Below are 22,411 nucleotides of genomic sequence, written 5' to 3'. Positions count from 1 at the left end.
GCATATCCGAAATCAAAAAAGCCCGGCACAAAGGCCGGGCGCATGGTGGGATGGAAAGTTTCGGAGATGCGATCTCGCGGTCGCATTCCGATCAGGAGACACTTTCAAGCAGCTTCTTCGCCTTGCCTTCGAGTTCCAGGCGCGTGTCCTGGTTGGTCTTGGTGCGCGCCAGTGCGGTAATACCCTGCACGAAGTCGAAGACTGATTCCGGCGGACGCCCTTCTTCCGACAAGACCATCTCGATCACCTTGCCGGTTTCCCCCTTCGAGAAGCCGCGACGGCGCAGGAAGGTCTCGCGATCCTCGTCCTTACGCGCGACGATCCGCTCACGCGCCGCCTTGATGCCGGCCACGAACGGCGCCGGTGAGGAATTGGCGAAACTGGTCAACGCGGGAGCTGCTTCATGCGCGAAACGCTGGGCGGCGAACTTGGAATGCCGGATGGTGATCTCTTCGAAGTTTTCCGTGCCCCAGAGGTTGCGATTGGCACAAACGGCGCGAAGGTAGAAGGAAGCGATGCCGAGCGTCTTTGACCCGACTTCACTATTCCAGGCATAAAAGCCACGGAAATAAAGATCCGGTTCGCCGTTTGGCAACCGTCCGGCTTCGATTGGATGGGTGTCGTCGACCAGAAACAGGAACACGTCGCGGTCACTGGCGTAGAGCGTCGTCGTGTCCTTGGTGATGTCGACGAAGGGATTGTGCGTCATCGTCGCCCAATCGAGCACGCCGGGCACCTTCCACATCGTATCGCCTGTGCCATTGCCGGCGATCTTCATCACCGCCGAGACGAGTTCATGATCCCAGATGCGGCCGTATTCCGGCCCGGTGACGGCCCGGAGTTCGAGCCGGCCATCGTCCATCTCGAGTGTTTTCACCAGCTCGGCACGGTGATTGAGCAGGCCGTGCTGAAGGTTGATGGCGGCAAGCGGCGCCGGCAGTTGGCGCATATAGGTGGCGGGCGCGCCGACCAGGCCGCAGAGCTGGCCGTAGCTCCAATGGGTCGGCGCGATCGGCTGGCGCTGGCCGGGAACAAGGAGTTCGAGCCCCTCGGCGTTGTCGCGCGTGGCCTCGACGCGGATAGCGGCACTCTCGATCGTTCGCGCCTGCGCCCGGTCGGCACGGGAGCGAACGGTATCGTAGAGCTCGGTCAATGAGAGGAACCGTTCGTCGTCGGGGCGCGTAAACCATTCCGACGAAACGCGGCCGATCCGTTCGCCGCGGGAAATATCGACTTTGAAGCCGGAAGTGGTGGGCCGAGGGCTGGAGCTGGGGATGTTCATTGGACTATCTCCTGAAAAGCAAAGAGCCCGGCGCAATGTCCGGGCTGGGGTGAAGGGATATGAAGCGCTGATTGGGTCAGTGTCAGCGGAGGCGCAGGTGCGCTGCCCGGATCGCCGTCAGCGCGGCCTGGAATTCGGCATTGCCGACGACGTCAGAAAAGTCCGTCGTCGTTGCGATGGATACACATGCCTCGTGGATTTCGTCATCGCTGACCGCCTCGGTCGAAAGCCCACCGAAACTGTGATCGACCTCGAGAACGGCGGTAATGGCGTCGCGAACCCGATCTTCCTGCAGCCGGGCGAGAACGTGGACAGGCTTTGGCGGGTCGACAGGTTCGTCAGGATCCGGACTTCCCGCGAGAATGGCTTCTCCCCGCGCGATCTCCCAAGCTGAACGGGCAAGCCAATCGAGCGATGGTTCACGCGCTGCATGGGCATCGTCGAGGAAGATCTTCAAGAGACCAAGCAAAATTTCGAAATGGCGGGCTCGACGTTGGACCGCTTCATCGAATTGCGGCGGCACCGGGATCGAAGCGCCGGTATAGGCAGCGTGCGTTCCCTTCCAGACGCCGGTGACGTGGACTTCGCGGGAGGAATCCTGGTCCTTCTCGGAGATCTCCCAGTTGTCGTCTTCGATTGCAGCACGGCAAGCCGCCTCCAGCGTTTCGGCGGCATAGGTGCGATGCCGGAACACCGGCAAGTGATAGGTGGTTTCGATCGTAAAATCGGGCATTGAACTCTCCTGAAAACAGATGCGGCCCGGTCTCCTTGCGGAGCCGGGCCGTCGGTTGAGTCTGGTGAATGGGATTATTCGGCCGCGTCGAGATGCTGGCGTTCGTCGATCTCGTCGGTGGACGTGGAGACATCATCGATATCGTCGGTGAGGAAAGCCGGCAGGTCGCGGGCCGGTGCATCGACCGTCCCGCCATCGGCGATCTCCCCGGCTTCGACAGTCGCCGGCTCGACCGACGCGCTGTCCGTGACAAGCCGGAGCGGTTCCGGCAGCCAATCGCTGCCGGTCATCAGCCGCTCTGCCTCGCGGGCCATGTCGGTCTTCTTGAGATGGCCGATCAGCTCCGCCGGCTGATCGCCCTTCGCCTCGCGGACCGCCTGCAGGATGCGGGCCTTGGTGACGCGGCCAAGGTAGTTGTCAGTGGTCGGTGTCCATCCTGCCTCGACCATCCCGAAACCGATCGATCGGGCCAGTTGATCGGCATGTGCGACTGCGCGGGTCCGCTTGTTCCAGGGCTCGATCACCGCGTTGACCGCCAGCGAGGCGCAATGGGCAAACAGTGCCTGGCGGCTGACCTCGTCGAGTGCGATCAGAAACGCCCAGAGGTCGTTCGGATCCTTGGGCAGATCCTGACCCCAGGCTTCCTGCCGCTGGTCGATTTCCTTTGCCCATACCGTGTCGGCAAGTCCTTCGGTCTGGCTGAACCTGGCGCTCTGCAGGGTCACCTCCAGGCATGAATCCGAGCCGTAGAGATAGAAGGTCTTCAGCACGAAGGCATGCAGTACGGCAATGAAGGCCATGACCGGATCGTTGGCGAGCGCGTTACGCAGCGCGATGGTCCGCACGGCCGTCAGATCGAGAACCAGGCGATCAGGGAGGGGCTTAATCATCTCGTCCTCGTCTTCCAGCTGATCGCCGCTGCTGGCCGATCCGTCGGTGACCAATGGACCGCCGTCAAAATCGACGCTTCCCGCGCCGTCAGCATCGGGGGTATCGACCTCGGCTTGCTGCTCGTCTTCTGGCCGTACGAAGCCCCGTTCGATCTTGAGCTCGCCGCCGGCGCCCAGCGAAACAAAAACGCCGCCGCGAGCAACCTCCTCGACATCGAAGACATACGGCCGATCATTGAGCCGGTCGAGCTCCGCACCGAGTTCTTCGAGCTTCTGTTCCGTCGACTCCGAGTGTTCGCTCGCCGCGGCATAGTCCCCATCGAGCTTATCGTACTCGGCCCTTGTGGCATCATAGCGAGCGAGCTCCTCCTCGGTCATCTCGGCCTGTTCGCCATAGAAGCGACGCAGCCCTGATGTATGGCCATAGGGGAAATCGAAGGCGACCTCGATCCATTTCCAGCCCTCGGCCTCTTGGATCGCGTCGGCGTCGACCTTGAGCTTTTCGAGCGCGAGCTGCTCCAGCACCGCCGGATCCTGCAGCCATCCGCCCTGATCCTGCTCGAAGAGATCGCGCATCACCACGCCACCGGCGGCCTCGTAGACGTCGATGCCGACATAGACGGCGCGGCGGTCGCTGGCGCGGATGGCCGTTTCCGTCAGCAGGCGCCGGATATAGTATGGCTCGCGGCTATGCGACCGCGAGATCGTATCCCAGACCTGTTCCTGACGGACATGATCGTTGGTGATCGAGAACGCCATGATCTGCTCGAGCTTCATTTCGTCTTCTGCGTAGAAGTCGAGAAGCCGCGGCGAGACGGATGCAAGCCGCAGGCGCTGCCTCACGGTGGCGACCGAGACGAAGAAGCGCGCGGCAATCTCCTCCTCGCCGAGCCCCTGCTCCCGCAGCGTCTGGAAGGCGCGGAACTGATCGAGCGGATGCAGGCCGACGCGCTGGACGTTTTCGGCAAGAGAATCCTCAACTTCAAGCGTCTCGCCGCTGCTGACAATGCAGGGAACACCGGCCGTCTTGGCAAGCCGCTTTTGCGATACCAGCCGTTCAAGGGCGCGATACCGGCGCCCGCCGGCCGGGATCCGGTAGATACCGGTTTCCTTGCCCTCTGCATCGACTTCCGGACGCACGTTTAGGCTGGTCAGAAGACCGCGATGGGCGATGTCCTCCGCCAGATCTTCGATCGACACACTCGCCTTGATCTTGCGGACGTTTTGCTGGCTCAGCACGAGCTTGTTGAAGGGGATGTCGCGGGCTGAACTGAGGGTGATTTTCGGGGTGGCTTGTGCCATGTCGTTTCTCCATGACGGACCGGACGGAGACTCTCTCCAACCCTCTCAATCCGTCACAGCTCCCCTTCCCTCCTCTTCCTCTTTGCAACCGCGCCACCTGCGAACCCGCCCTTGATCCGCGCCGAGCCCTCCCCATATTGCGGCCGTCACTTGTGAAGGGGTCATTCGAGCATGCATCAGTTTCTGGAAACGACGTTTGGGCCGGAGGAGCTGAACATCCTGGACAATGTGCTCGAGGCGTGGAGGTCGCAGCGCGGTTTTCCTAAAGACAGTCCAGATGTCGAGCTTGCCGCAGCTGTAATGCTCAACCTGTTTCGCGAAGGAAACCGAACGGTCGAAACGTTGAAGGCAGCTGCGTCTCAGCATAGGGCGCTGTCAGATCTATGACGGCGATCCGCTGGTGACGTGAAGGTAAACAGACCCGACGCTTCGCGGCGTTGCAGGCCTAGTCGCAGGTGTCAGCGCAATTTATCCGTCGATCCCACTCGGAGCTGCGGTGACCCCGGCCAGCATCAATGTCGGTAGCTGGACGCTATGGAAGGCGCTAGTGTAACAAGTTGCCCAGTCAAGAGACTGGCACCAGTTGGTGCGATGGAGAATGACACGTTCAGCGTTCGAACCGCGCCAGCATTCTCTTTAGTTGTGCATTTTGCAGCCGAAGCTTGCGCGCCAATTGCTCACGGAGCAGCGTGATCTCTTCATCGAGGCTGATCGCATCGTCAGAAACGGCGCGAACGCCTGGAGAGGGTGGCGGAACAACTTCACTCCTTGCCGCTGTCTTCCCCCGCTTGCTAGGCTTTCGCTTTGCACCATCGCCAGCCTGGGAGGCTTTTCGTGGGTCGCGTGCGACCGTAGCAACGTCATCGGATATAGCCGGGTCAGCTGCCTCTACGTGCTTGGCATCTTCGCTATCCGCTGTGCCGTGGGCACTGCTTGCCGTTTGGGGATGATTCAGGGCCGCTGACACGGCGCCCAATTGACCGTCAGCGACCGGCTTCTCGTCGGCCGGCGATTCCCCGGTGGTCAAGCCGTTGTCGGCCGTTTCAGTCGGAGTGGCGATGGCCAACAGGTCCGGCTTCACGTCATCGGTCGAGCCGTGTTCTTGTCTCTGCTGACGTCGCGGCGACACCAGCCGGGCAAGAAGTTTCCATGGAGACGCCATTTTAGTCGACCTCGTATTTTTCCCCGCATGCAGGCAGCGGGCAAAAACGTTGGCGGCAGGACTAACCGCCGCCAATATGCTCGTCTCGATAAGCATGAGAATGCGGCCAGCGCTTGACCAGCCGCGAGCTATCAACCGAGGTTGAGCCGCTTTCGCAGATCGGCATTTTCAGCTCGGAGTTTCTCGGCCAGAAGCTTTCGCAGTCTTTGGTTTTCCTCTTCCAGCTGCAGAAGATCGGCAAACTCATCTACGGCCGCCACCGACGGTGCAGTCACCGCCTGTACAACCTTCGGAGCACGTTTGACACGCGCACGTTTGGCGCTCGTCGCACCTTCGTCAGCCTGTGCCTTGGGTCCTCTCTTTCGCCTTCCAGCTGCGGCATTCGAAGCCGCTGCCGGTTGCGCGGAAACTGCTGCCGAGGCGGTCTCAGGCGCCGCCTTCCTGGCGCGAGGTTTGCGCTCCTTCTTGAGGACATCGGGCGCCGCTGCGGCCGGCGTGTCAGCATCACTCATCGTATTGTTTTCGTCGGCCATTCTGGTCTCCTGTAAAGCCGACCCATTTGTCTCCTGCTCTATAGGTAGTGTCAACAGCCCCGAGGCCTGGTCTTCGCCGGTCAAAGCCTTTTCGCTGCCGCCGGTCTGAGGTGCGCCCGGTAGTAATGGCATTGCCTCGTCGCGCAGTTCCTGCGCAACGGACTTAAGATCCATGTTTCCCCAGATTGAATTCGGATTGGAATTTGCTTTTCGCCGACCAGATCTGTATTCGACGGCAAAGCTGCGCTGGACTCTTTTCACTTTGATGGCCTTGGATGTCTGCGTTGAAGTTCGGCGATGCACTCAGCATCGCAGCAGGTTCTGCAGATAGCGACTATCGCATTGGCGGCCCACAATCCATAGCGACACGAAATTCACAATTGGGCATCCATTGAGATCCTCCCTGATATCCCGCATGGCCGCCGATTCGGGCGTTCAGCTTCGTTAGTACGAAAAGGCGTTAATTTTTCGCGCGTGAGCAAACGGCCAATTCATCGCCGTATAATCGATCACAAAAGTCCGTTTCAAACGGACATTTTCGCCATTTATCAAAGTATCCTTGCTAGCGACTTTAAATAATGTCATTTTTGTCCGTCATGGGCGATCGAAAACGCGCTAAATTAAAGTCAATGCTGGATGAGGTTCCTGCAGGCTTCCTCGTGGATTCGGCATGGATGCGGAAAATGCAAATCCGCCGGAGCTCGACGCATGATTATCTCCGCCGCGGTTGGCTGCAGCCTGTCATTCATGGCGTCTACCGGCGCCCCTCAGGACGGGACGGCTCACCGAAAGAACACATCGACTGGCGCATTGCCGTCATGTCTGCACAGACGATCATGAATTATCCGTTCCATGTTGGCGGCCGCACGGCGCTGGCCCTTCGCGGTCATGTGCCCTACCTGACACTAGAGGCTGCCGAGAAGATCTTCATCTATGGCGATGCGCCGCGCTGGCTCGCGAACCTGCCTACCAATGGCCTCCCTCTCCTTCGCAGCACGCGCCTCTTCAAGACAGCGGGTATCGGCATTGAACTACTGGCGGCGGAACCGGACGGCAATCACATCCTGTTTCTGCAGAGCTGGACGATACGCGCATCAACGCCGGAGCGGGCCATTATCGAGGCGCTGGACGAACTGCCCGAAAACGAGAGCTTTGATAACATCGATGCGATCTTCGAGGGTCTGACAACCCTTCGTCCGCGCCGCATAACCGAACTTCTCGCAGACTGCACGAAAGTCCAGGTGAAACGGCTCTTCTTCGTGTTTGCCGACCGCCATGATCACGCCTGGCTCAAATATATTGACCGGTCGAATATCGATCTTGGGAGAGGCGACCGCTCATTCATCAAGGGCGGCAAGCTGCATCCCATATACCGCATCACCATCCCAGAAGAGTACCTTCCAGGAAAGCCAGAGAGCGCCGATGGCCCGTGACCAGTATCTTTCCCAGCTAGATCTCCTCGTCCAGGTCTTGCCGATGATTGCCAACGAGCCGGCTTTCGCGTTGAAGGGTGGAACCGCTATCAATCTTTTCTACAGAGACCTCCCCCGCGTGTCAGTCGATATCGACCTGACCTACCTTCCGCTCAAACCGAGGGACGAGAGCTTGGCCGAAATCAACGAGATCCTCGACCGGGTCGCCGCCAAGGTTGAAAGGATCAAGGGAGTCCGAGCAAAGCGAATAGCCGGCGGTGGCGGCGGCGATACGCGCGTCGAAGTGAGGCGGGGCCAAACCGCAGTCAAGGTCGAGACCTCTCCGGTCGCCCGCGGCACGGTCCGCCCCGTCGAACGACGCAGGGTCAGCGAGCTGGTCGAAGACCAGTTTGGTTTGTAGAAATGGAGGTTGTCGCCTTCGAAGTCCTCTTCGGCGGCAAGATGCATGCAGCAATTGATCGCCAACATCCGCGCGATCTCTTCGACATCAAGTTGCTTTATGAAAACGAGGGACTGACTGACCCGCTGTTTCGTACTTTCCTTGTCTACGTGGCGAGCTCCGGGCGCTCGCCCCATGAGTTGCTGCAGCCCAATAGGGCCGACGTCACACATGTCTTCAATCAAGAATTCGATGGGATGACGATCGAAAGGTCTCACTGGATGACTTGCTGGATATCCGGGAGCGGTTCCTGAAGGACATCCAGGCAGGCCTCGATGACAAGACCGCGGTGGGCGCGGCCGGGGCCGCACGTTTCTGCTGTCTCTTCACGATGGCGAACCCGACTTCGAGCCTATCGGCTTGCCACATGCCCTCGCCTTGCCGCCGATCCGCTGGAAGATCCTCAACCCGCAAAAACTAAAGAACGACAACCCGGTCAAACACGCCGAACAGCGTGGGGAGATCGAGCGGCTATTCACACGCTGAAGTACCTTAGCCACCCTACTCGTCGTCGATCCCACGGCTGGCGCCGCTGAATTACAGAGGTCAGCCGATCGGTCTTGGTGGAACGTCATTATTGCGGCCGGTGATTTTACTCCAAAACACCCATGCCCGAAAAATCAACGACTACAAAGGTTTAGCAGAGTTGGTCGCGACCAACTCGCTTTCGGGGCTCTGAAAGGCAAGCGGCGACGCAATTCACCTCGAAAATGGCGCGGCCGCCCTACCCCGCTTTCGCTTGCGCCGCACCATTTGCTTTCAGCAAAGCCATGATCATGGGCCCCAGTGAGAACTCCCCACGCTCGGTTCGCCGCGTCAAATCACGAAGGTACCCACCGGGCGAGTTAATCATGTTGACGCGCTCCAGGATGCCGGCAACAGCGACCGCCGCATTTTCCGGCCCCATAATATCGCAGGCCTCCTGGTAGGCCGACGGGCTTATTCCCAGCATCGACCGGACGACGACCGCAGCGGACATCAACTCGCGCCAGGACCCGATCGCGCCGCCAGCCCCATAGTCGACAATTTCCGGGCAGGCCTTCAACACGAGGCCGAGTGGAAATGCCTTCAACGGCTCTCGCTGAATTCCATTCGCTTTGCTCGATTTCGCCCCCTGCTCGTTTCTAGAGCGAGGTTCAAGTTCATTAAGGGATTCGGGTTTTGAACTCTGTATGTGCCGCTCATTGTGGGCGCCATTGCCGCCGGGATTTTCTGCTTTTTCTTGATTTTCCAGCCGGTTGAGCACTTCGTCTTTCAGCATCTGCATTTCGTCGAGAACTACGCTCACATCGGTGGGCGACGGTGTGCGTGGCAGCCGGGCAATCAGCCCTACATAAATGCCCTCGATAGCCTGCCAGTCGCCAGCCGCGCCCTCTTCCATGGCGGCCGTAATCAGCTTGCGCACGTCGCGCCGGCAGATCGTCAGATTCTCTTTCATCCTTTTGAAGGCGGCGCGCTCCGCCGCGATCTGCTGCGCCAGTGTCGCAAGCTCATCAGCGCGAGACAGCAATGGCGAAAGATCGAAGCCGAAGGCGTTCTCGATATCGCCGGTCTGGTCCCTGCGAACATAACGCTTGCCGTTGGCGCTATCTTTTCGACCGATCAGGCCGGCCTCAACAAGCGCCGCAAGATGCCGTCGGAGGGTGGATCCCGCCATGCCATGGGCACGCAACGACAACTGTGCGTTCGACGGGAAAACGATAAGCGGCGCGTCCTGGCGCAATTCATTTTCCGGATGGAAGCTCAACAGAGCGTCAAGCACCGCCAGGCTGTTCGACTGAATGCCAAGTGCGGCCATTGCTGCAGAAACATCCCGAAAGACTTTCCACTTCTGCGCCGACTTCCCCGCCTTGATCTCGGCAACTGCTTGCTGTCGTCTGACCAGGGCGAGCGAAACCGGCCGCCGCCCAAAGGGCGTCGTCACATTTCCCGTTTGCATCGTCTCTTACCTTTCCGCAGGCAAAAGAAATTTGCTCACCAAATCGGTGCCAAGACTCTTGACGAGGATTCGAGGAAATGCGATTCTGTTCGTGCTAAAGAGACAGAAGGGCTTCCGCGACGGCAACGTTGAGGGGGCTCTTTTCTTTTGCGGCTTACGCTTCCTTCTTCTGTTTCTGTTTCGCACGGTGCGCTTCATAAAGCGCCGGCAATTGCTCGAGCACGAAGGCCGCAAAGTCCGGCGTCGCCTTCCGATCGATCATGATTTCCACTTTCGCCTTGCTCTGCTTCACCTGCGCTAGGCGCTCGCCAGCGGGGCTCGCCATGACATCGGGAAGTCCACGTTTCAACCGGCGCGGCCTCAGGTGCGCAATTAGCGCCTTGAAACGGTCGGCGGACTGAAGCACCTGAAATTCGCTGGACCGTACACGTTCGAGGGTGTTGGCGGCCGGAGATGCTTTTTCGATCAGCTCGGCCATTTCCTGCCAGCTTCTGAGGCCGATACCGGGGGCAGGGCCGATGGCATCGATCAAGTCTGTGGGAAGCGCCTCAATGATGGACAACATCTTGGAGAGATCGCCCTTGTCGACGGACATCGATGAGATGATTACGTCCCGGGGGAAGCGTTCCTTCAGGCGGGCGGCAAAGCGCGCCTTCTCGATAAAGGAAAGATCCTGCCGTTCGTTATTTTCCTGGCCTTGGGCAACCACCAGCTGCTCGTCCGTCAGATCGCGGACGACCGCCTTGACCGCCAGACCGAGTTCCGTCAGCGCGCGCAAGCGTCGATGGCCGAAGGCAACTTCATAGCGGCCGGACTTTTGCGGGTGAGGGCGCACGAGGATCGGCACCTGCTGGCCCTGTTCCTTGATAGACGCCAGCAGCCCATCAATGTCGCCTGGCATCCGGTCCTGCATAAACGAAGGGTCAATAACCTTCGGATCGAGATCGATCACAGTCTGTCCCTCGGCAAGACGCCGTTCGATTTCCTCGGCTCGTTCCACGCGATCGTTCTGCTCGCGCAAAGCGTTGCCGATATTAGCGGTCAGCTTGGTCGCCGGGTCACGGTCCTTGCGAGCCACACCGAGAAGCGGCATGGTTCGGCTCTTTGCCACTTGCGGATCGCGCGGCGAGGGCGCAGCCGGTACGGTAGCGGAAACGCCCAAAATGTCCTTTCGGCTCATGTGGTTCTACCCCACGCTTTTTTGATCAAAGATTCAATCTCGTCATTGACGGCATTCATCGCATCCAAGGCGCGATCGTAGGTCGAACGCGTGAATTGGCCACGCTCGACTTCGAAGAGCGTCTGGTTTGTAAGCCCGGCATCCGAGACAGCCGTCGTCTTCAGCATTGGAAAATTGAGCACGTTCTCGCCGAAGATTGACCGGAGATAACCTACCATCTGGTTTTGTGGGCCATCGCTCGGCTCGAAGCGGGTGATAAGATACCGCATCCAGTTGAAGTTGAACCTGGCGCCAGCATTTTCGATTTCCCGCAGCAGGTTTGACGTCATCGCCAGAAACTGGTTCATCGACATGACGTCGAGCATCTGCGGATGCACAGTCACCAGGATCGACGTCGCTGCGGTCAGGGCCGAAAGGGTCAGGTAGCCGAGCTGGGGAGGGCAGTCGATGACGACGACATCGTAATTGTCCGCGATATCCTCGATGACCTGGCTGATCCGCCCGTAGAAAAGCGTATCGCCTTCCTTGCGGCTCATCAGCGCGCGCGGTGTGTCGTGCTCGAACTCCATAAGCTCAAGATTGCCGGGAATGAGATGGAGATCGGGTATGTATGTTCCCCGGACCACCTCCTCGATCGGGCGCTGCTCTTCATCATAGCGAATGGCGCCGTAAAGCGTTTCGTTAGGACCGACGTGAATTTCCGGCTGGTTGCCGAATAGGGCGGATAGGCTGGCCTGAGGGTCCAGATCGATCGCGAGCACGCGATATCCACGCATCGCGAGATACTGGGCCAGATGCGCCGACGTGGTGGTCTTGCCGGAGCCGCCTTTAAAGTTCATCACAGAGATGACTTGCAACTGCTCGCCATCGCGCCGATGGGGCAGGTAGCGTCGGTTGCCACGGCCCACCTGATCCATATGCTTTCGGATCTGATGAATATCCTCTATCGAAAATATGCGCCGGCCGCCCGCCCCCGTACTGACGTTCAACTCAGGCATGTCGGAGGCAATCTGGCGAAGATAGGATTCTTTAACGCCCAGGAGCTTGGCGGCCTCCGACGGCGCAAACCCGCGGATGCCTTTCTCCGCAGATGGCGGAAAGACCTTGACATGATGCGCTTGCAATTGCCCCGACAAGGCCTCAGCATGCCGCTCCATCAAAGCGGTCAGTCCCTCGATTTCGGGTGCTGTTTTTGCGGCGTTATTCGCCATCTCGTAACCTATTTCTTGCCAGTGGCGGTTTGAAGCGAAAAATCAAAAGATTTCCGCCGATGGCAATAGGCGCCGATTCTGTGCTCTGAGCAAGAGTTTTTTGGTTAACAAGTGGTTAATACAGTGACGGTTCTCACCTGTGGAATCAATGATACGCGCGCACATCCGGTGAAAGACAGGCAATTACATCTTTCTCTGGATTCAAAGCAGTCTTCCCGAAGTCGTGCGAAAAACGGCCCAACATCTATCGATGATCCCGGTCCATCTTATTCGTGCCGAGGAAAATGACATAACCAATCCCAAACGATACCGAATCGGTACCTCCGAAGAAAAGCGATCACGGCCTGCAGGGAAGGGAGGGAAAGCTTCGAAACCTCGCCGGAGACGAGCTCCGCGTTCCTCAAGGTCCTCGATCACCTGCAGGAGGTGGCTGACAGATCGGGCCACCCGGTCGAGACGGACAACGACGAGGACGTCTCCCGCGCTGAGCTCTCTAAGCAGCCGCGTCAACACCGGCCGAGCACGCGATGCCCCGGAACCGTGTTCCTGGAAAATCCGATCGCAGCCGGCGGCGCGGAGTTCGTTCATCTGGGCGTCATGGGCCTGGTCGTCAGTAGAGACGCGAACATAGCCAATGAGCCGCTTCATAGGTTTAGGACGTTGCCATCCGGCTTTCCAGCGATCCATTTGATGTGTTTTGTACAGATAAGAAATGCGTGAGAAAAATGATGTTGTGAGCGTCTCTTCGACGAAGCAAACCCTATTGCGTCGAGGAGAGACACGGATTATATATCCCAAAGTATCTATATCGTTCAGGATATGAAATGACGCAATGGAAGGTCGAGCTTCATGATCGCTTCAAAGGCGAGATCGCAGACCTCCCAGCCGATGTCCGGGTCGAATTGCTCGCGCATCTGGTGCTGCTTCGCGAGAAAGGATTTCGATTGGGACGACCTGAGGTCGACACCCTCGAAGGCTCCAGACACGCGAACATGAAAGAGCTTCGCGTCAAGGTCTTGAAGGTACAATGGCGGTTCGCCTTTGCCTTCGATCCGGAGCGAAAGGCGGTCGTCCTCTGCGGAGGTGCGAAGAGCGGTGTGAGCCAGAAACTCTTCTACAAACGGCTGATCGATCTGGCGGACAAACGGTACGACGAGCATTTGAGCGAGTTGGAGAAGAAGCATGGATGATCTCGACAAGCTGATACAAACGCTGCCTGAGGATGAACAGCGCGCCATTGCAAAGCGCGCCGAGGACCTCGTGACCGCTCATAATCTGCGTGAACTGCGGGCACTTGCCGGACGAACACAAGAAGACGTGTCTGCTGCGACAGGTTTCAAGCAGACCAATGTTTCCAGACTGGAGAAGCGCGCCGACATGAAGCTGTCGACGCTCCGCGATTATGTCGAATCCCTCGGAGGCACTTTGAAGATCGTCGCGGATGTCGCGGGCAAGAAAGTCGATCTGTCTAGCATCGCGGAGCGCTCCCGACACGGTTCAAAGATCTGAACCAGCCGTTGTTCGCTAAGCATGGCCCCTATAGCCCTACCGTGTTCGCCGGAAGGGCAGGTGCATGTCCGAGAGCCACAGCTACAGCATCCGACTGGCTCGCCCGCTTCTACGCGTCGCATTGTTATAGTAGCTCGATGCCTGCTGGACCGAGCGATGGCGAGATTGCTCCATCGCTTCGGAGAGGGGAATGCCACGGTTGGCCGCCTCTGTCAGATACCCTGACCGCAGCCCGTGCGCGGAAAACTCCCCCACCTCCAGCCCAGCCATCCTGACCCGCTGCTTGACGATGTCGTTGACAGCCTTCGGATCGAGCGCCCGCCGAGAAACATGGCCCCAGCGATCGATCCCCCGGAACACACTGCCGCCGTCGATCTTGGCGGCGGCCAGCCAGGCGCTCAACGCCTCGACCGGCCGGCCGGTGAGATAGACGACCTCGTCCTGGCCGGCGCCGGAATTTTTGGTGCGGCCGAGATGGATCGACAGTGAGGGGAGGGGGCTGCCGTCGTCGCCGGTAACGGGCGCCTCGACCGTCAGCTGTTCTTTCCGCAGGCCAGCGACTTCGCTGCGCCGGCGGCCGCCGGAAGCAAAGGCGACCATCAGCATGGCGCGGTCGCGCAGATCGCGCAGGCTGTCCGACCTGCAGGTCGCCAGCAGTTTGGCCAGCACCTCTGATGTCACCGCCTTGGCGCTCTTGCGGCGGCGTTGCCGCGGTACGGCGCGGACGGCGAGATGGAGCGCCGATCGAAGGGCAGGGGAGGCGAAGGCGCCGTCGAGACCACGCCACTTGGTCAGCGTCGACCAGTTGGCCAGCCGTCGGCGCACCGTGTCCGGCGCGTGCGGCCCGATCGAACGGAGAAAGCCGCCGTCTCGCAACGCCTGCTCGACTTCGGCCGTCACGCTGTGCTCCGGGTCGGTCTCGCGGCGTCGTGGATCCCAGAGGTGATGGGCGACGAATTTCAGCAGCAGCGCCTCGGGCGCCGGCCATGGGAGGGGGCTGCCGGTCGCCGCCAGGCACCAGGCCTCGAGGTAGCCGAGGTCGGAGGCGAGCGCCCGCAGCGTATTGTCGCCCATGCCTTCGTTGACCAGGTGCCGCAGCGTCTCGACGTCCTGGTCGGTGAGAATTTCCGCCAGCTTGTCGCGTCGGTCGATCGGCAGCACCGCGGCAATGGTATCGAGCGTTTCGGCCCGGCGGGCGATGGCGTCCGGCGCTGATTTCGGAGCGAGAATGTCCATTGGTCCTCCTGAAGCGGGGAAATCCGGCTGTAGGCATGGCGTCAGCGACTGCGCTTTACCCCGTTTTCACTGATTTGCGGCGTTATAGCAATAACGTCCGATAAGCATGACTTATCGGAAGTGAGGTCAATGACTCACCGTCATGCCAACTATGGAATACTAACTTTAAGATAGAGTTCGTTTAGCAAATCGTTTACCATGATTTCAATGACTTACGATCTCGCGAAATTACCAATGAGTACCTTGATGGACCCGGCTTTTCGAGCCGGCCTCGAGTTGACGCGTCTCGACGAGCGCATCGCCCGTTCGCCCGTCGGCGCTGGCTGGATCGAGAGGATGCATTTCGCCGATGCCTGCGCCTCGCTGTGGATCGACGGCGAACTCGTCCATCTCGAAGACCTCGTCCTCCACGACGCCTTTCGCGATACCCGCACCCCAACCCACGAGCTCACCATCGCCCGCGACGTGCTGCGAACCCGCCGACGGATTTCCGGGCAGTCGCCCGACTGGGCTCTTTCAGCCGACGGTATCCGGACTTTGCGACAAACGTCGGACACTGGCGCGGGCGGCGCCGAAGCTGTGGCGCTGGCCGGTGTTACCACGCCCGTGGTCACCATCGACGCGCAAGGAGAGGGGGATGGTGATGACGAGGAAAATCTGCCCGACATTGACTATGCCGCCATCGATGCGACGCTGGCCCGGTCGTCGGCCGCAATCGAGAACGCAACCCGGGCTGGCGGGGCCAGAGGTCGCACTGCAGCCGAGAAGGACCCGATGATCTATGATCTCGACTGGGACGAGGATGGGCGGCTCGACGAATGGCGCAGCGTGCTGCGGCAGGCCGAACATCTGCCGGCGGCGCTGCAGGCGATTGTTGCCCTCGATGCTTGGAACGAACTCTCCGTGCTGCAGCACGCGCCTTGGCTCGGCCGGCTGTTTGCCGCCTCGATCCTTCGAGAAGCCGGCATCACCAGCGGCGCACATCTCGCCGCCATCAACCTCGGCCTGAAAACTATTGCTGTCGATCGGCGCCGGCATCGCGATCGCGAAACCCGGCTGCTCGCCATCGCCCATGGATTGTTGGCGGCCGCCGAACTCGGCATGAAAGAGCACGACCGGTTGGCGCTGGCGCGAACAATGTTTGAGCGAAAGCTGGACGGACGCCGGACGTCTTCAAAACTGCCGGAGCTGGTCGAGCTGGTAATGTCAAAGCCGCTGGTGTCGGCCGGGATGGTGGCGAAAACGCTGGATGTGACGCCGCAGGCGGCGCGGCGGATCGTTCTGGAGCTCGGCCTCAGGGAGATGACGGGGAGGGGGAGGTTTCGGGCATGGGGGATAGTTTAGCCAATATTTGGACTCGATGGTCTGTATTGAATCCGCCGAATTGGTGCCACCCTACGCGACGGGTATCGCCGTCGCTCAATATTTTGAGGTTTAAGCACGATGGTTTCACCGAAGTATACACGGACGGTCAATCCACTGCAGTTTGAGGCGCTCGAACCTAAGCGTTTCGAGGATCTGGTGCGGCAGGTGCTCTATGATTTCCGAGCTTGGCGCGCCCTGGAGCCCACGGGACGCCTTGGCGGTGACGACGGTTTCGATGCCAGGGGATGGGAAGTTGCCGACGGATCACTCGCCGATGCGACAAGCGATGAAGATGAAGAGATCGCCTTGCGACAGTCTGGCGATCGGATCTGGCTCGTCCAATGCAAGCGTGAGCGCGCGATCGGTCCCGGCAAACTCCTGAGCTATCTCGACGCCATTCCTCCGGTGGAACGATCACAGTTACACGGTCTGATCTTTGCCGCCTGTTCAGATTTTTCGAAACGGGCACGAGACGCTTTTCGATCCTGGTGCGCCAAAAATTCCATTGGTGAGTTTTATCTTTGGGGAAAGGCGGAGTTGGAGGACGCACTCTTTCAGCCAAAGAACGATCATCTTCTTTTTGCCTATTTTGGCCTGTCCCTGACAATTCGACGCCGCTCCGATCAAGCGCGCCTGCGCGCGCAAACTACGATTAAGCGCAAGCTCAAACGGGCAATTACGGACAAGTACGAGATCCTTCTCCGGGATGTTGCCGACGAAAGCTATCCTTATGCCTCTGACGGCTCCGACGACCATGCATGGTGGGTGTATTCTCGGCCAAAGATGACGTTCCGAGGACTGGAGTGTCTACATCGACGTTATTTCGCTTACCGCGGCGACGAGGATAAAAACTGGGACTTGGCGAACGCCTTAAATGATGCCCGCCTCGGCACCCACGCTGATCCTTGGCGCGGAACGGATGCAGCCGGTGACGATCGTGCCGAACTCTTTGCCTTCTGGCACTCGCTCCCTGAAAAGAACAAGGCGTGGTTTGAGGTGTGGGGTGTCGTTCCCTTTTCTTCGATCGTCGAGATTGATGAGCTTGGCGACGATATCACAAGCCATCCTCATATCTATTTCGAGCCGGCAAAGGAGCACGGTCATCCATTCTCTGATGGATATCCGGAACTGTCGACGGCAAGTCAGTGGGGAAGTGCGCGGGTTCTGTGGCCCAAGGCCGCCGACCGGATTGTCATTTTCCCCGAGAAGTTTAGAAAACCGCTTCTGAATACAAATGGCGATGAGGTCTGATCGCACCCTATCAGCGGCAAAGGCCTCATGAATTCACGGTCGGAGTGCGCCGCTCTCGGCCTTCGAAGAACGCTTAGGGTTCCCGTCAAATTATCTTCACCGCGTCGATGACGAATCCTGAGCTTGAAGAGACCGGCCTCACGGTCGATCCTAAATATACGCGCCAGAACAAACGGTATCGATTATCTGAAAGCGGGAGGATATCCTGGGCCGATCGGGCTTATAACTGAGACAAGCATCAACCTTGATCCGAATCAGAGATTTCGAATGGGATCTGTCATGTGAAACTGAATGACGTGATACAGTGATTGTGTTGGGTCAAACGGGTAGTATATTTTCTCGGCTAGGGCGTCATCTCGTCCTTCTTGCCGGGAGATTGCATGAGCATAGGGCTGGAATCGAGACAACAAACGATTCCACTCACTGTAGCAGTCGACATCGCTTGCATGCCATCGGACATCCACCTTCGACAGGTTTTGCCGGATATTTGACAAGGTTGCTTGGCGTTGCTCTTCGTCCATGCAAACCTCGATATACCGCACGATGGCATAATCCAGGGCAGATCTGTTGATGCCAGTCAGATGAATAGACGGATCCCGTGATGCAAATCCCCATTCGTTCCAAAGCTGAAACGCCTTTGCCAAGGCTAATGCGCGATCGGACTCGGAGGCACATTCGTCAAAGGTACGCAAACAATCGCTGACACATCTCCGCCCTTCGTCACGCATCGTAAGGGGGCTTGGCTGCAGGGAAACCGATTCCAGATAGATCAACATTGCCTCGGGCGACGACATCGCAAGCGCTTTCCCGAGAGCTTTATGGAGGTGGGGGTAACGAGACGGGTAGGCGTTGAAAGCCTTCATCCATTTACGCCATTCATCGCCTCTGGCAGCTACCTTCACGAGAAGCTCTGTCAGCTCGTCCAAAGAATAAGCGGTTGCATCACGTCGTGCGTCCGCCCGTACGCTACGCATGGTTACGCAGAATCGTAAACGACTCGACGGGCTGGCAAGCGCTAGAGACAGCCGCCGCCGTGGCGGTAACGCATCAATAACCTCCATTGTTGCCGCAACCTGCTCGATTGCATTGACTGCCTGAACCAGTCGCTCAAAGCCATATCGCGTTAGGAAGGCCAGAGGGCTCACCAACCCGCCCTGACGATAAGTTGCCTGTTCAATTGAGGGCCACATCGTTGCTACTCTCGGCCAGTCGCCCTCGCTGTCAGCTTGCTGAAAGGCGTCGACGAACTCTCGCTCCCATATCGGCGCCACGGCGCTTCCGCGGGGCTCAAACACTATTTTTCGTTGCGCGACATATCTCTCGATTATATCGAGAAAATCGGAAGACGGTGCGAAGTCATCCGGCAGCAACTCCCAAAGGCCTCGTCGGCCGCCGCAAATGTCGGCGGTTATCAGGAGGGCCGATAGCATAACAAGTCGCTCATCTTCTGCCTTGGACCAGGCGGCAATTCCCGCAACCAACCACGACACGCTTTCGGCCCACAGTCTGGCTGTCTCATCGCCATGGAAGATGCGAGGAGGAGGGCTCTCAGCGAGTATCCCGAAGTCCTCTACAACCGCGGGCCAGATCTCGTCTTGCCAACGTACGGTCTCCAGAGCTGACAGCGGATCCGCCTTGACGCTGAGTGCTGCCAACAACCCAGTCGGCGCGCGCCCTCGACGATTCGCAAGGAGGTCCGCCAGCTCGTCCTTAGACATCTGATCAATGACCACTATGCACCTGTGCTTCTCCATACAAGGTGTTCGGGAGCGTTAAGCGCTCTCCACAACTCGTCGAAGGCGTCCATGACGATCTGGCCATCGTCGACTCGCTGAAGGATGTGATGCGCCTTGCCGAGGCTGTTGACCGAAGTACCGAGCGACCAGGCCAGAGCGCCCTTTCTCTTTTGCGGAAAAATCAGGAAGCGATCGTGGAAATTCCACCCGGCTGGTCCACTTCTGGCGCGAAATTCGAGCTTCAATCCGTATAAATTCCCTGCGAAAGAGCCAAACTGCGCTTGTTGCCGCGACATATAATCGTCTTCGACTACGACACAGTCGTCCTCGCAAGCGGTTTTGCGAGCGCTCAAGCCTCTAAGGTCAGCTCCATGATGGGGCGAAAAGAAAAGTGTCTCCAAGATGTCGAGCGCACTAAGGTACGGATCCCATAGCCACGCTCCGGATTCTCCGTATCTGACAATCAGATTTCTGATGTCGGCAACAGCCCTATCATGCTCTTCTCGCTGTCGTCCTGGCTCGGGAAGATATTGCACAAACTGACGTTCCTTTGCCTGGCGCGCGGTTTCGCTTTTATAAATTCGCCCCTCTGTCCAGCCGCCTCTTTCATCGGAATCGACCGCACCCACCAGGCTTTCGATAGAGGTATGGATTGACACCCTCTGCGGCGTGTCGCCGCCTTTGCCATCAGGCAACGAAAAGATACGGGGCTCGGGAGCAATTGGCTGAAAGTTCAAATGAACGCTACGAACAAAGGCGCTTGGACCCGTTGCGGCGAGCAGCAACTGGTGCTCATCATCCCAAAGGGTGGCGCGGTGCGATCCGGAACCTGGCGGCATCGACAGCTCCGTGCGTTCGTTCAAAACGACAGCGGAGCAGTAGCCGGTGATCAGGTTGTCGAACTCAAGTTCGATCGTCGTGCGTAAAGGACGCGCTTTCGCCCGGGGATGCCATCCTGTTTCCAGAACGAAGTCACCATGCTGAGCTCCGGAAAAACGGGTCATCAAAATATTCACTGGTACCTGCACGATAATATTCCCGATCCGGTCCGACAAAGTCGCCAACCGTATAGGGAGATATTCCGTGATCGCTTCCGACAGCATCTGCAGGCGTTGGGGTTCGGTCAGCAAATGAGAGATCAGGCGTTTCTCTGCATCCGCCCATTCGAAGACGTGGCTCCCGTTCCAGAAATTGTTCTTCAGGATTGAATTGATGGGAATCTCTTGGAACGAATTCGGCGACACAAAAATCGGCGGCTGGGCTGTCGAGGCCTCCTGAAGCACCGCCTTGCCCGACAAGTCCCAGATGTGGTCGCGCGTGAGGCGCTCTATGGCCTGAAGGAGATGCTCTATCGTTCGCTCATAGCGGCATACCCCGAACGTAATACCACTGAGGCCGGGAAGCGACAGTCGCTTTTCATTGAGAAACTGTGGGCTCGTGTTCGTCTTCGTTGGTTCCTCTTCATCGATGGCAACCAAGGTGAAGACGTTGATAGGCTGAGCATTGCCCTTTTTGAAGGCTAGGATTTCGATGACCTCGGCTCGGCGAAAAAAGCCGAGTACACCATGGGCGGTGGCCTTCCTCAAGGAATCGATATTTGGCAGAGGGGCTGAAGTTTCATTGGGATACATCGACTACATGCCCCATGGTGCTTGCGGAAATGGAGCGGCGAGCGCGCCGATTGAACAGGGCGCAGTTGCAGGGGATATGCTTCCCACCCTCATTGCTTCAGCTTCCTTAGGCGCGCTTCGAGTCGCGTGATGATGTCTCGATCCGTCAGCTCGATGTAAAAGCGGCTATAGTTCGTCGATAGCTTGAAGAGGGCCTGTACGAGTTCTCCGGACTGGAAACTCTCGACAAGATAGAATTGGGCAATGTCGCCGTCGATCCGGTCGCAGTAATAATATATCAACGGTTCATAAGTGAAATAGAAGGCGCCGACACGAAAGCTGTCACCGCCCACAGGCAACTGATGAGCCGGGACCTCGATATTCTCACCTGTCGTAAGATTAGAGTATCGGACCTTCGACTTAGCGGTCGTCAGTTCCACGGTGGCATTCGATGACAAGAGCATTGCTTGGATCCCTCGTATGACGAGTTTGATTTCCATCGTCTTGCCGGAATTTAGAAAATACTCGTCGGGGGGGATAAGATGATCACGAACAGAGATGGATCGATCGATGACTGTTCCAAGCGGGACGAGTTCATCGACAACAGGATCGATGACATCTTTCAGCGATAGCCCTGATCTGAATTTGCTCTTCGTGATCAGATAGTTCATCTGCGATGGCTCGTCGGGCAAAGTGATCACTCGTCCATCTTCATAGATGATGTGGACAGTCTCTACCGCATTCGTTCTGTAGCTTTCGTCGACGACGGATACTTTCAAACCTTCGAATGGGCGAGCTGCACCGCGACTTATCACAAAATGAGCCTAGGTCTTCGAAACGCCCGGAAGCCCGTCAGGCAAGAGGTCGATCTGGAACAGATCGATATTATGTTTGGCCGCCACAGTTATAGCGCCACTTTGAAAACCGGATCGACTGACGAACACCGCCTTGTTTACACCAGCGTCCCTGGTTTTCGTCACGAAGGCATCGATCGCGTCGACCGCGACCGGCCGCGTTTTGTTTTTGACTTCATATCCAATTAGAATCTTATGCATTCCAGCGGCGATGGTCGCCAGTACGTCGAACTGCCGAGTTCCAACTTTGACGTTCCACTGAACATCGGCGTCGGGAATGGTCGCGCGCTGTAGCGCCGCGGCCAGCATTTCAATGTATTTGTCTTCTGAGATCATCGCCGCCCCGTGTCGGGAATAATTTTACGCTGTAGTTGCACACTGCAAATCGTTTGCTGCCAAGTACGAATGAAGAGATTGCAGCAAAAAGTTGTGAACAGAGCAGAAGGTCGAAAGCGTGACAATATCGCGAGGTCCGACCTTAAATCGGGTGCTATTTTTGCCGCGCTAGTCTGAGTGCCGCCGTCGAAACGTCTTCCGATTCGAGATGGCTTCCGTGGCCATCGCCCGCAAATGTAGCAAATGTGCCGCAAAGTCCGCGGAGGCGGTATGCGGCGCAAGCGACGTTGGCTGAGCGAGAAGGAGCGCCGATTGCCTGCGATCTCCGGTGTCCGCGACTGACCCAACGGTAGCGCGCCGCAAGGTCGATCTACTCAATTGACGCCAGCAGCGAGCCGAGCTGCACTCGA

At 58.3% G+C, this 22,411-nt stretch carries 20 protein-coding genes and 2 pseudogenes; 8 read left to right on the top strand and 14 right to left on the bottom strand.

The window, feature by feature from the left end:
* Positions 1-91 precede the first annotated feature (91 nt).
* The 3 genes from ATY77_RS19450 to ATY77_RS19440 all read right to left on the bottom strand — a co-directional run bounded on the left by ATY77_RS19450 (position 92) and on the right by ATY77_RS19440 (position 4,207).
* Positions 92-1,282, bottom strand: a complete 1,191-nt coding sequence (locus ATY77_RS19450) for a DUF932 domain-containing protein (RefSeq protein ID WP_088688446.1) — start codon at positions 1,280-1,282, stop codon at positions 92-94.
* 82 nt (positions 1,283-1,364) lie between these two features.
* Positions 1,365-2,015 carry a hypothetical protein gene (locus ATY77_RS19445; RefSeq protein WP_088676180.1) on the bottom strand — a complete coding sequence of 217 codons (651 nt, stop codon included), beginning with the start codon at positions 2,013-2,015 and terminating at the stop codon, positions 1,365-1,367.
* Between the two features lie 74 nt (positions 2,016-2,089).
* The gene (locus ATY77_RS19440; protein WP_088688445.1) at positions 2,090-4,207 is read right to left on the bottom strand and encodes a ParB/RepB/Spo0J family partition protein; all 2,118 of its coding nucleotides are present in this window, start codon (positions 4,205-4,207) and stop codon (positions 2,090-2,092) included.
* A gap of 171 nt (positions 4,208-4,378) precedes the next feature.
* Here ATY77_RS19440 and ATY77_RS19435 point away from each other — a divergent pair, with 171 nt between their 5' ends.
* Positions 4,379-4,594 carry a hypothetical protein gene (locus tag ATY77_RS19435; protein ID WP_088688444.1) on the top strand — a complete coding sequence of 72 codons (216 nt, stop codon included), beginning with the start codon at positions 4,379-4,381 and terminating at the stop codon, positions 4,592-4,594.
* Positions 4,595-4,814: 220 nt separating this feature from the next.
* Here the strand turns inward: ATY77_RS19435 and ATY77_RS19430 are convergent, their stop codons facing one another.
* The gene (locus tag ATY77_RS19430) at positions 4,815-5,369 is read right to left on the bottom strand and encodes a hypothetical protein (protein WP_088688443.1); all 555 of its coding nucleotides are present in this window, start codon (positions 5,367-5,369) and stop codon (positions 4,815-4,817) included.
* Positions 5,370-5,500: 131 nt separating this feature from the next.
* Complete coding sequence (locus ATY77_RS19425; protein ID WP_088688442.1) at positions 5,501-6,163, bottom strand: transcriptional regulator; 663 nt, start codon at positions 6,161-6,163, stop codon at positions 5,501-5,503.
* Positions 6,164-6,480: 317 nt separating this feature from the next.
* Here ATY77_RS19425 and ATY77_RS19420 point away from each other — a divergent pair, with 317 nt between their 5' ends.
* From ATY77_RS19420 to ATY77_RS33260, 3 genes and pseudogenes are all read left to right on the top strand, one after another.
* The gene (locus tag ATY77_RS19420; protein ID WP_088688441.1) at positions 6,481-7,335 is read left to right on the top strand and encodes a type IV toxin-antitoxin system AbiEi family antitoxin domain-containing protein; all 855 of its coding nucleotides are present in this window, start codon (positions 6,481-6,483) and stop codon (positions 7,333-7,335) included.
* Positions 7,325-7,735 (top strand): nucleotidyl transferase AbiEii/AbiGii toxin family protein, encoded by a 411-nt coding sequence (locus tag ATY77_RS33265; RefSeq protein WP_280950751.1) that lies wholly within the window; start codon positions 7,325-7,327, stop codon positions 7,733-7,735. Before ATY77_RS19420 ends, ATY77_RS33265 begins: the two co-directional genes overlap by 11 nt.
* Positions 7,711-8,028 (top strand): annotated as a pseudogene (locus tag ATY77_RS33260) (nucleotidyl transferase AbiEii/AbiGii toxin family protein); the annotation flags it as partial. The gene ATY77_RS33265 and the pseudogene ATY77_RS33260, both read left to right, overlap by 25 nt.
* A 470-nt stretch (positions 8,029-8,498) precedes the next feature.
* Here ATY77_RS33260 and repC read toward each other — a convergent pair.
* The 4 genes and pseudogenes from repC to ATY77_RS19395 all read right to left on the bottom strand — a co-directional run.
* Positions 8,499-9,713, bottom strand: a complete 1,215-nt coding sequence (repC, locus tag ATY77_RS19410; RefSeq protein ID WP_088688440.1) for a plasmid replication protein RepC — start codon at positions 9,711-9,713, stop codon at positions 8,499-8,501.
* A 154-nt stretch (positions 9,714-9,867) separates the two neighbouring features.
* Positions 9,868-10,893, bottom strand: a complete 1,026-nt coding sequence (gene repB, locus ATY77_RS19405) for a plasmid partitioning protein RepB (RefSeq protein ID WP_088688439.1) — start codon at positions 10,891-10,893, stop codon at positions 9,868-9,870.
* Positions 10,890-12,104 carry a plasmid partitioning protein RepA gene (repA, locus tag ATY77_RS19400; RefSeq protein ID WP_088688438.1) on the bottom strand — a complete coding sequence of 405 codons (1,215 nt, stop codon included), beginning with the start codon at positions 12,102-12,104 and terminating at the stop codon, positions 10,890-10,892. The genes repB and repA overlap by 4 nt, the downstream gene beginning before the upstream one ends.
* Positions 12,105-12,494: 390 nt before the next feature.
* Positions 12,495-12,791, bottom strand: a pseudogene (locus tag ATY77_RS19395) (recombinase family protein); the annotation flags it as partial.
* A 137-nt stretch (positions 12,792-12,928) separates the two neighbouring features.
* Between ATY77_RS19395 and ATY77_RS19390 the strand changes: the two are divergent.
* A complete protein-coding gene (locus ATY77_RS19390) occupies positions 12,929-13,294 on the top strand; it encodes a type II toxin-antitoxin system RelE/ParE family toxin (RefSeq protein ID WP_088688437.1) in 366 nt (121 codons plus the stop codon).
* Positions 13,287-13,613 carry a helix-turn-helix transcriptional regulator gene (locus ATY77_RS19385; protein ID WP_088688436.1) on the top strand — a complete coding sequence of 109 codons (327 nt, stop codon included), beginning with the start codon at positions 13,287-13,289 and terminating at the stop codon, positions 13,611-13,613. Before ATY77_RS19390 ends, ATY77_RS19385 begins: the two co-directional genes overlap by 8 nt.
* 81 nt (positions 13,614-13,694) lie before the next feature.
* Here the strand turns inward: ATY77_RS19385 and ATY77_RS19380 are convergent, their stop codons facing one another.
* Positions 13,695-14,849, bottom strand: a complete 1,155-nt coding sequence (locus ATY77_RS19380) for a site-specific integrase (protein ID WP_088688435.1) — start codon at positions 14,847-14,849, stop codon at positions 13,695-13,697.
* Between the two features lie 198 nt (positions 14,850-15,047).
* On the opposite strand from ATY77_RS19380, the gene ATY77_RS19375 reads away from it, so the two are divergent.
* Both ATY77_RS19375 and ATY77_RS19370 read left to right on the top strand, forming a co-directional pair.
* Positions 15,048-16,193 carry an RHE_PE00001 family protein gene (locus tag ATY77_RS19375; protein WP_190237657.1) on the top strand — a complete coding sequence of 382 codons (1,146 nt, stop codon included), beginning with the start codon at positions 15,048-15,050 and terminating at the stop codon, positions 16,191-16,193.
* A gap of 99 nt (positions 16,194-16,292) precedes the next feature.
* Positions 16,293-17,465 (top strand): hypothetical protein, encoded by a 1,173-nt coding sequence (locus ATY77_RS19370; protein WP_088688434.1) that lies wholly within the window; start codon positions 16,293-16,295, stop codon positions 17,463-17,465.
* 254 nt (positions 17,466-17,719) lie between these two features.
* On the opposite strand, the gene ATY77_RS19365 is transcribed toward ATY77_RS19370, so the two are convergent.
* The 4 genes from ATY77_RS19365 to ATY77_RS19350 all read right to left on the bottom strand — a co-directional run bounded on the left by ATY77_RS19365 (position 17,720) and on the right by ATY77_RS19350 (position 22,001).
* Complete coding sequence (locus tag ATY77_RS19365) at positions 17,720-19,198, bottom strand: hypothetical protein (RefSeq protein ID WP_141103951.1); 1,479 nt, start codon at positions 19,196-19,198, stop codon at positions 17,720-17,722.
* The gene (locus ATY77_RS19360) at positions 19,198-20,832 is read right to left on the bottom strand and encodes a VPA1262 family N-terminal domain-containing protein (RefSeq protein WP_141103950.1); all 1,635 of its coding nucleotides are present in this window, start codon (positions 20,830-20,832) and stop codon (positions 19,198-19,200) included. Before ATY77_RS19360 ends, ATY77_RS19365 begins: the two co-directional genes overlap by 1 nt.
* An 89-nt stretch (positions 20,833-20,921) precedes the next feature.
* Complete coding sequence (locus ATY77_RS19355; RefSeq protein ID WP_141103949.1) at positions 20,922-21,482, bottom strand: hypothetical protein; 561 nt, start codon at positions 21,480-21,482, stop codon at positions 20,922-20,924.
* A 153-nt stretch (positions 21,483-21,635) separates the two neighbouring features.
* Positions 21,636-22,001, bottom strand: coding sequence for a restriction endonuclease (locus ATY77_RS19350; RefSeq protein ID WP_088688430.1), 366 nt, complete (start codon positions 21,999-22,001; stop codon positions 21,636-21,638).
* Between the last annotated feature and the right edge of the window lie 410 nt (positions 22,002-22,411).

The sequence above is a fragment of the Rhizobium sp. R634 genome, from assembly GCF_002211305.1.
Classification (GTDB): domain Bacteria; phylum Pseudomonadota; class Alphaproteobacteria; order Rhizobiales; family Rhizobiaceae; genus Rhizobium.
This window is presented reverse-complemented; position numbering and strand designations above follow the sequence as displayed.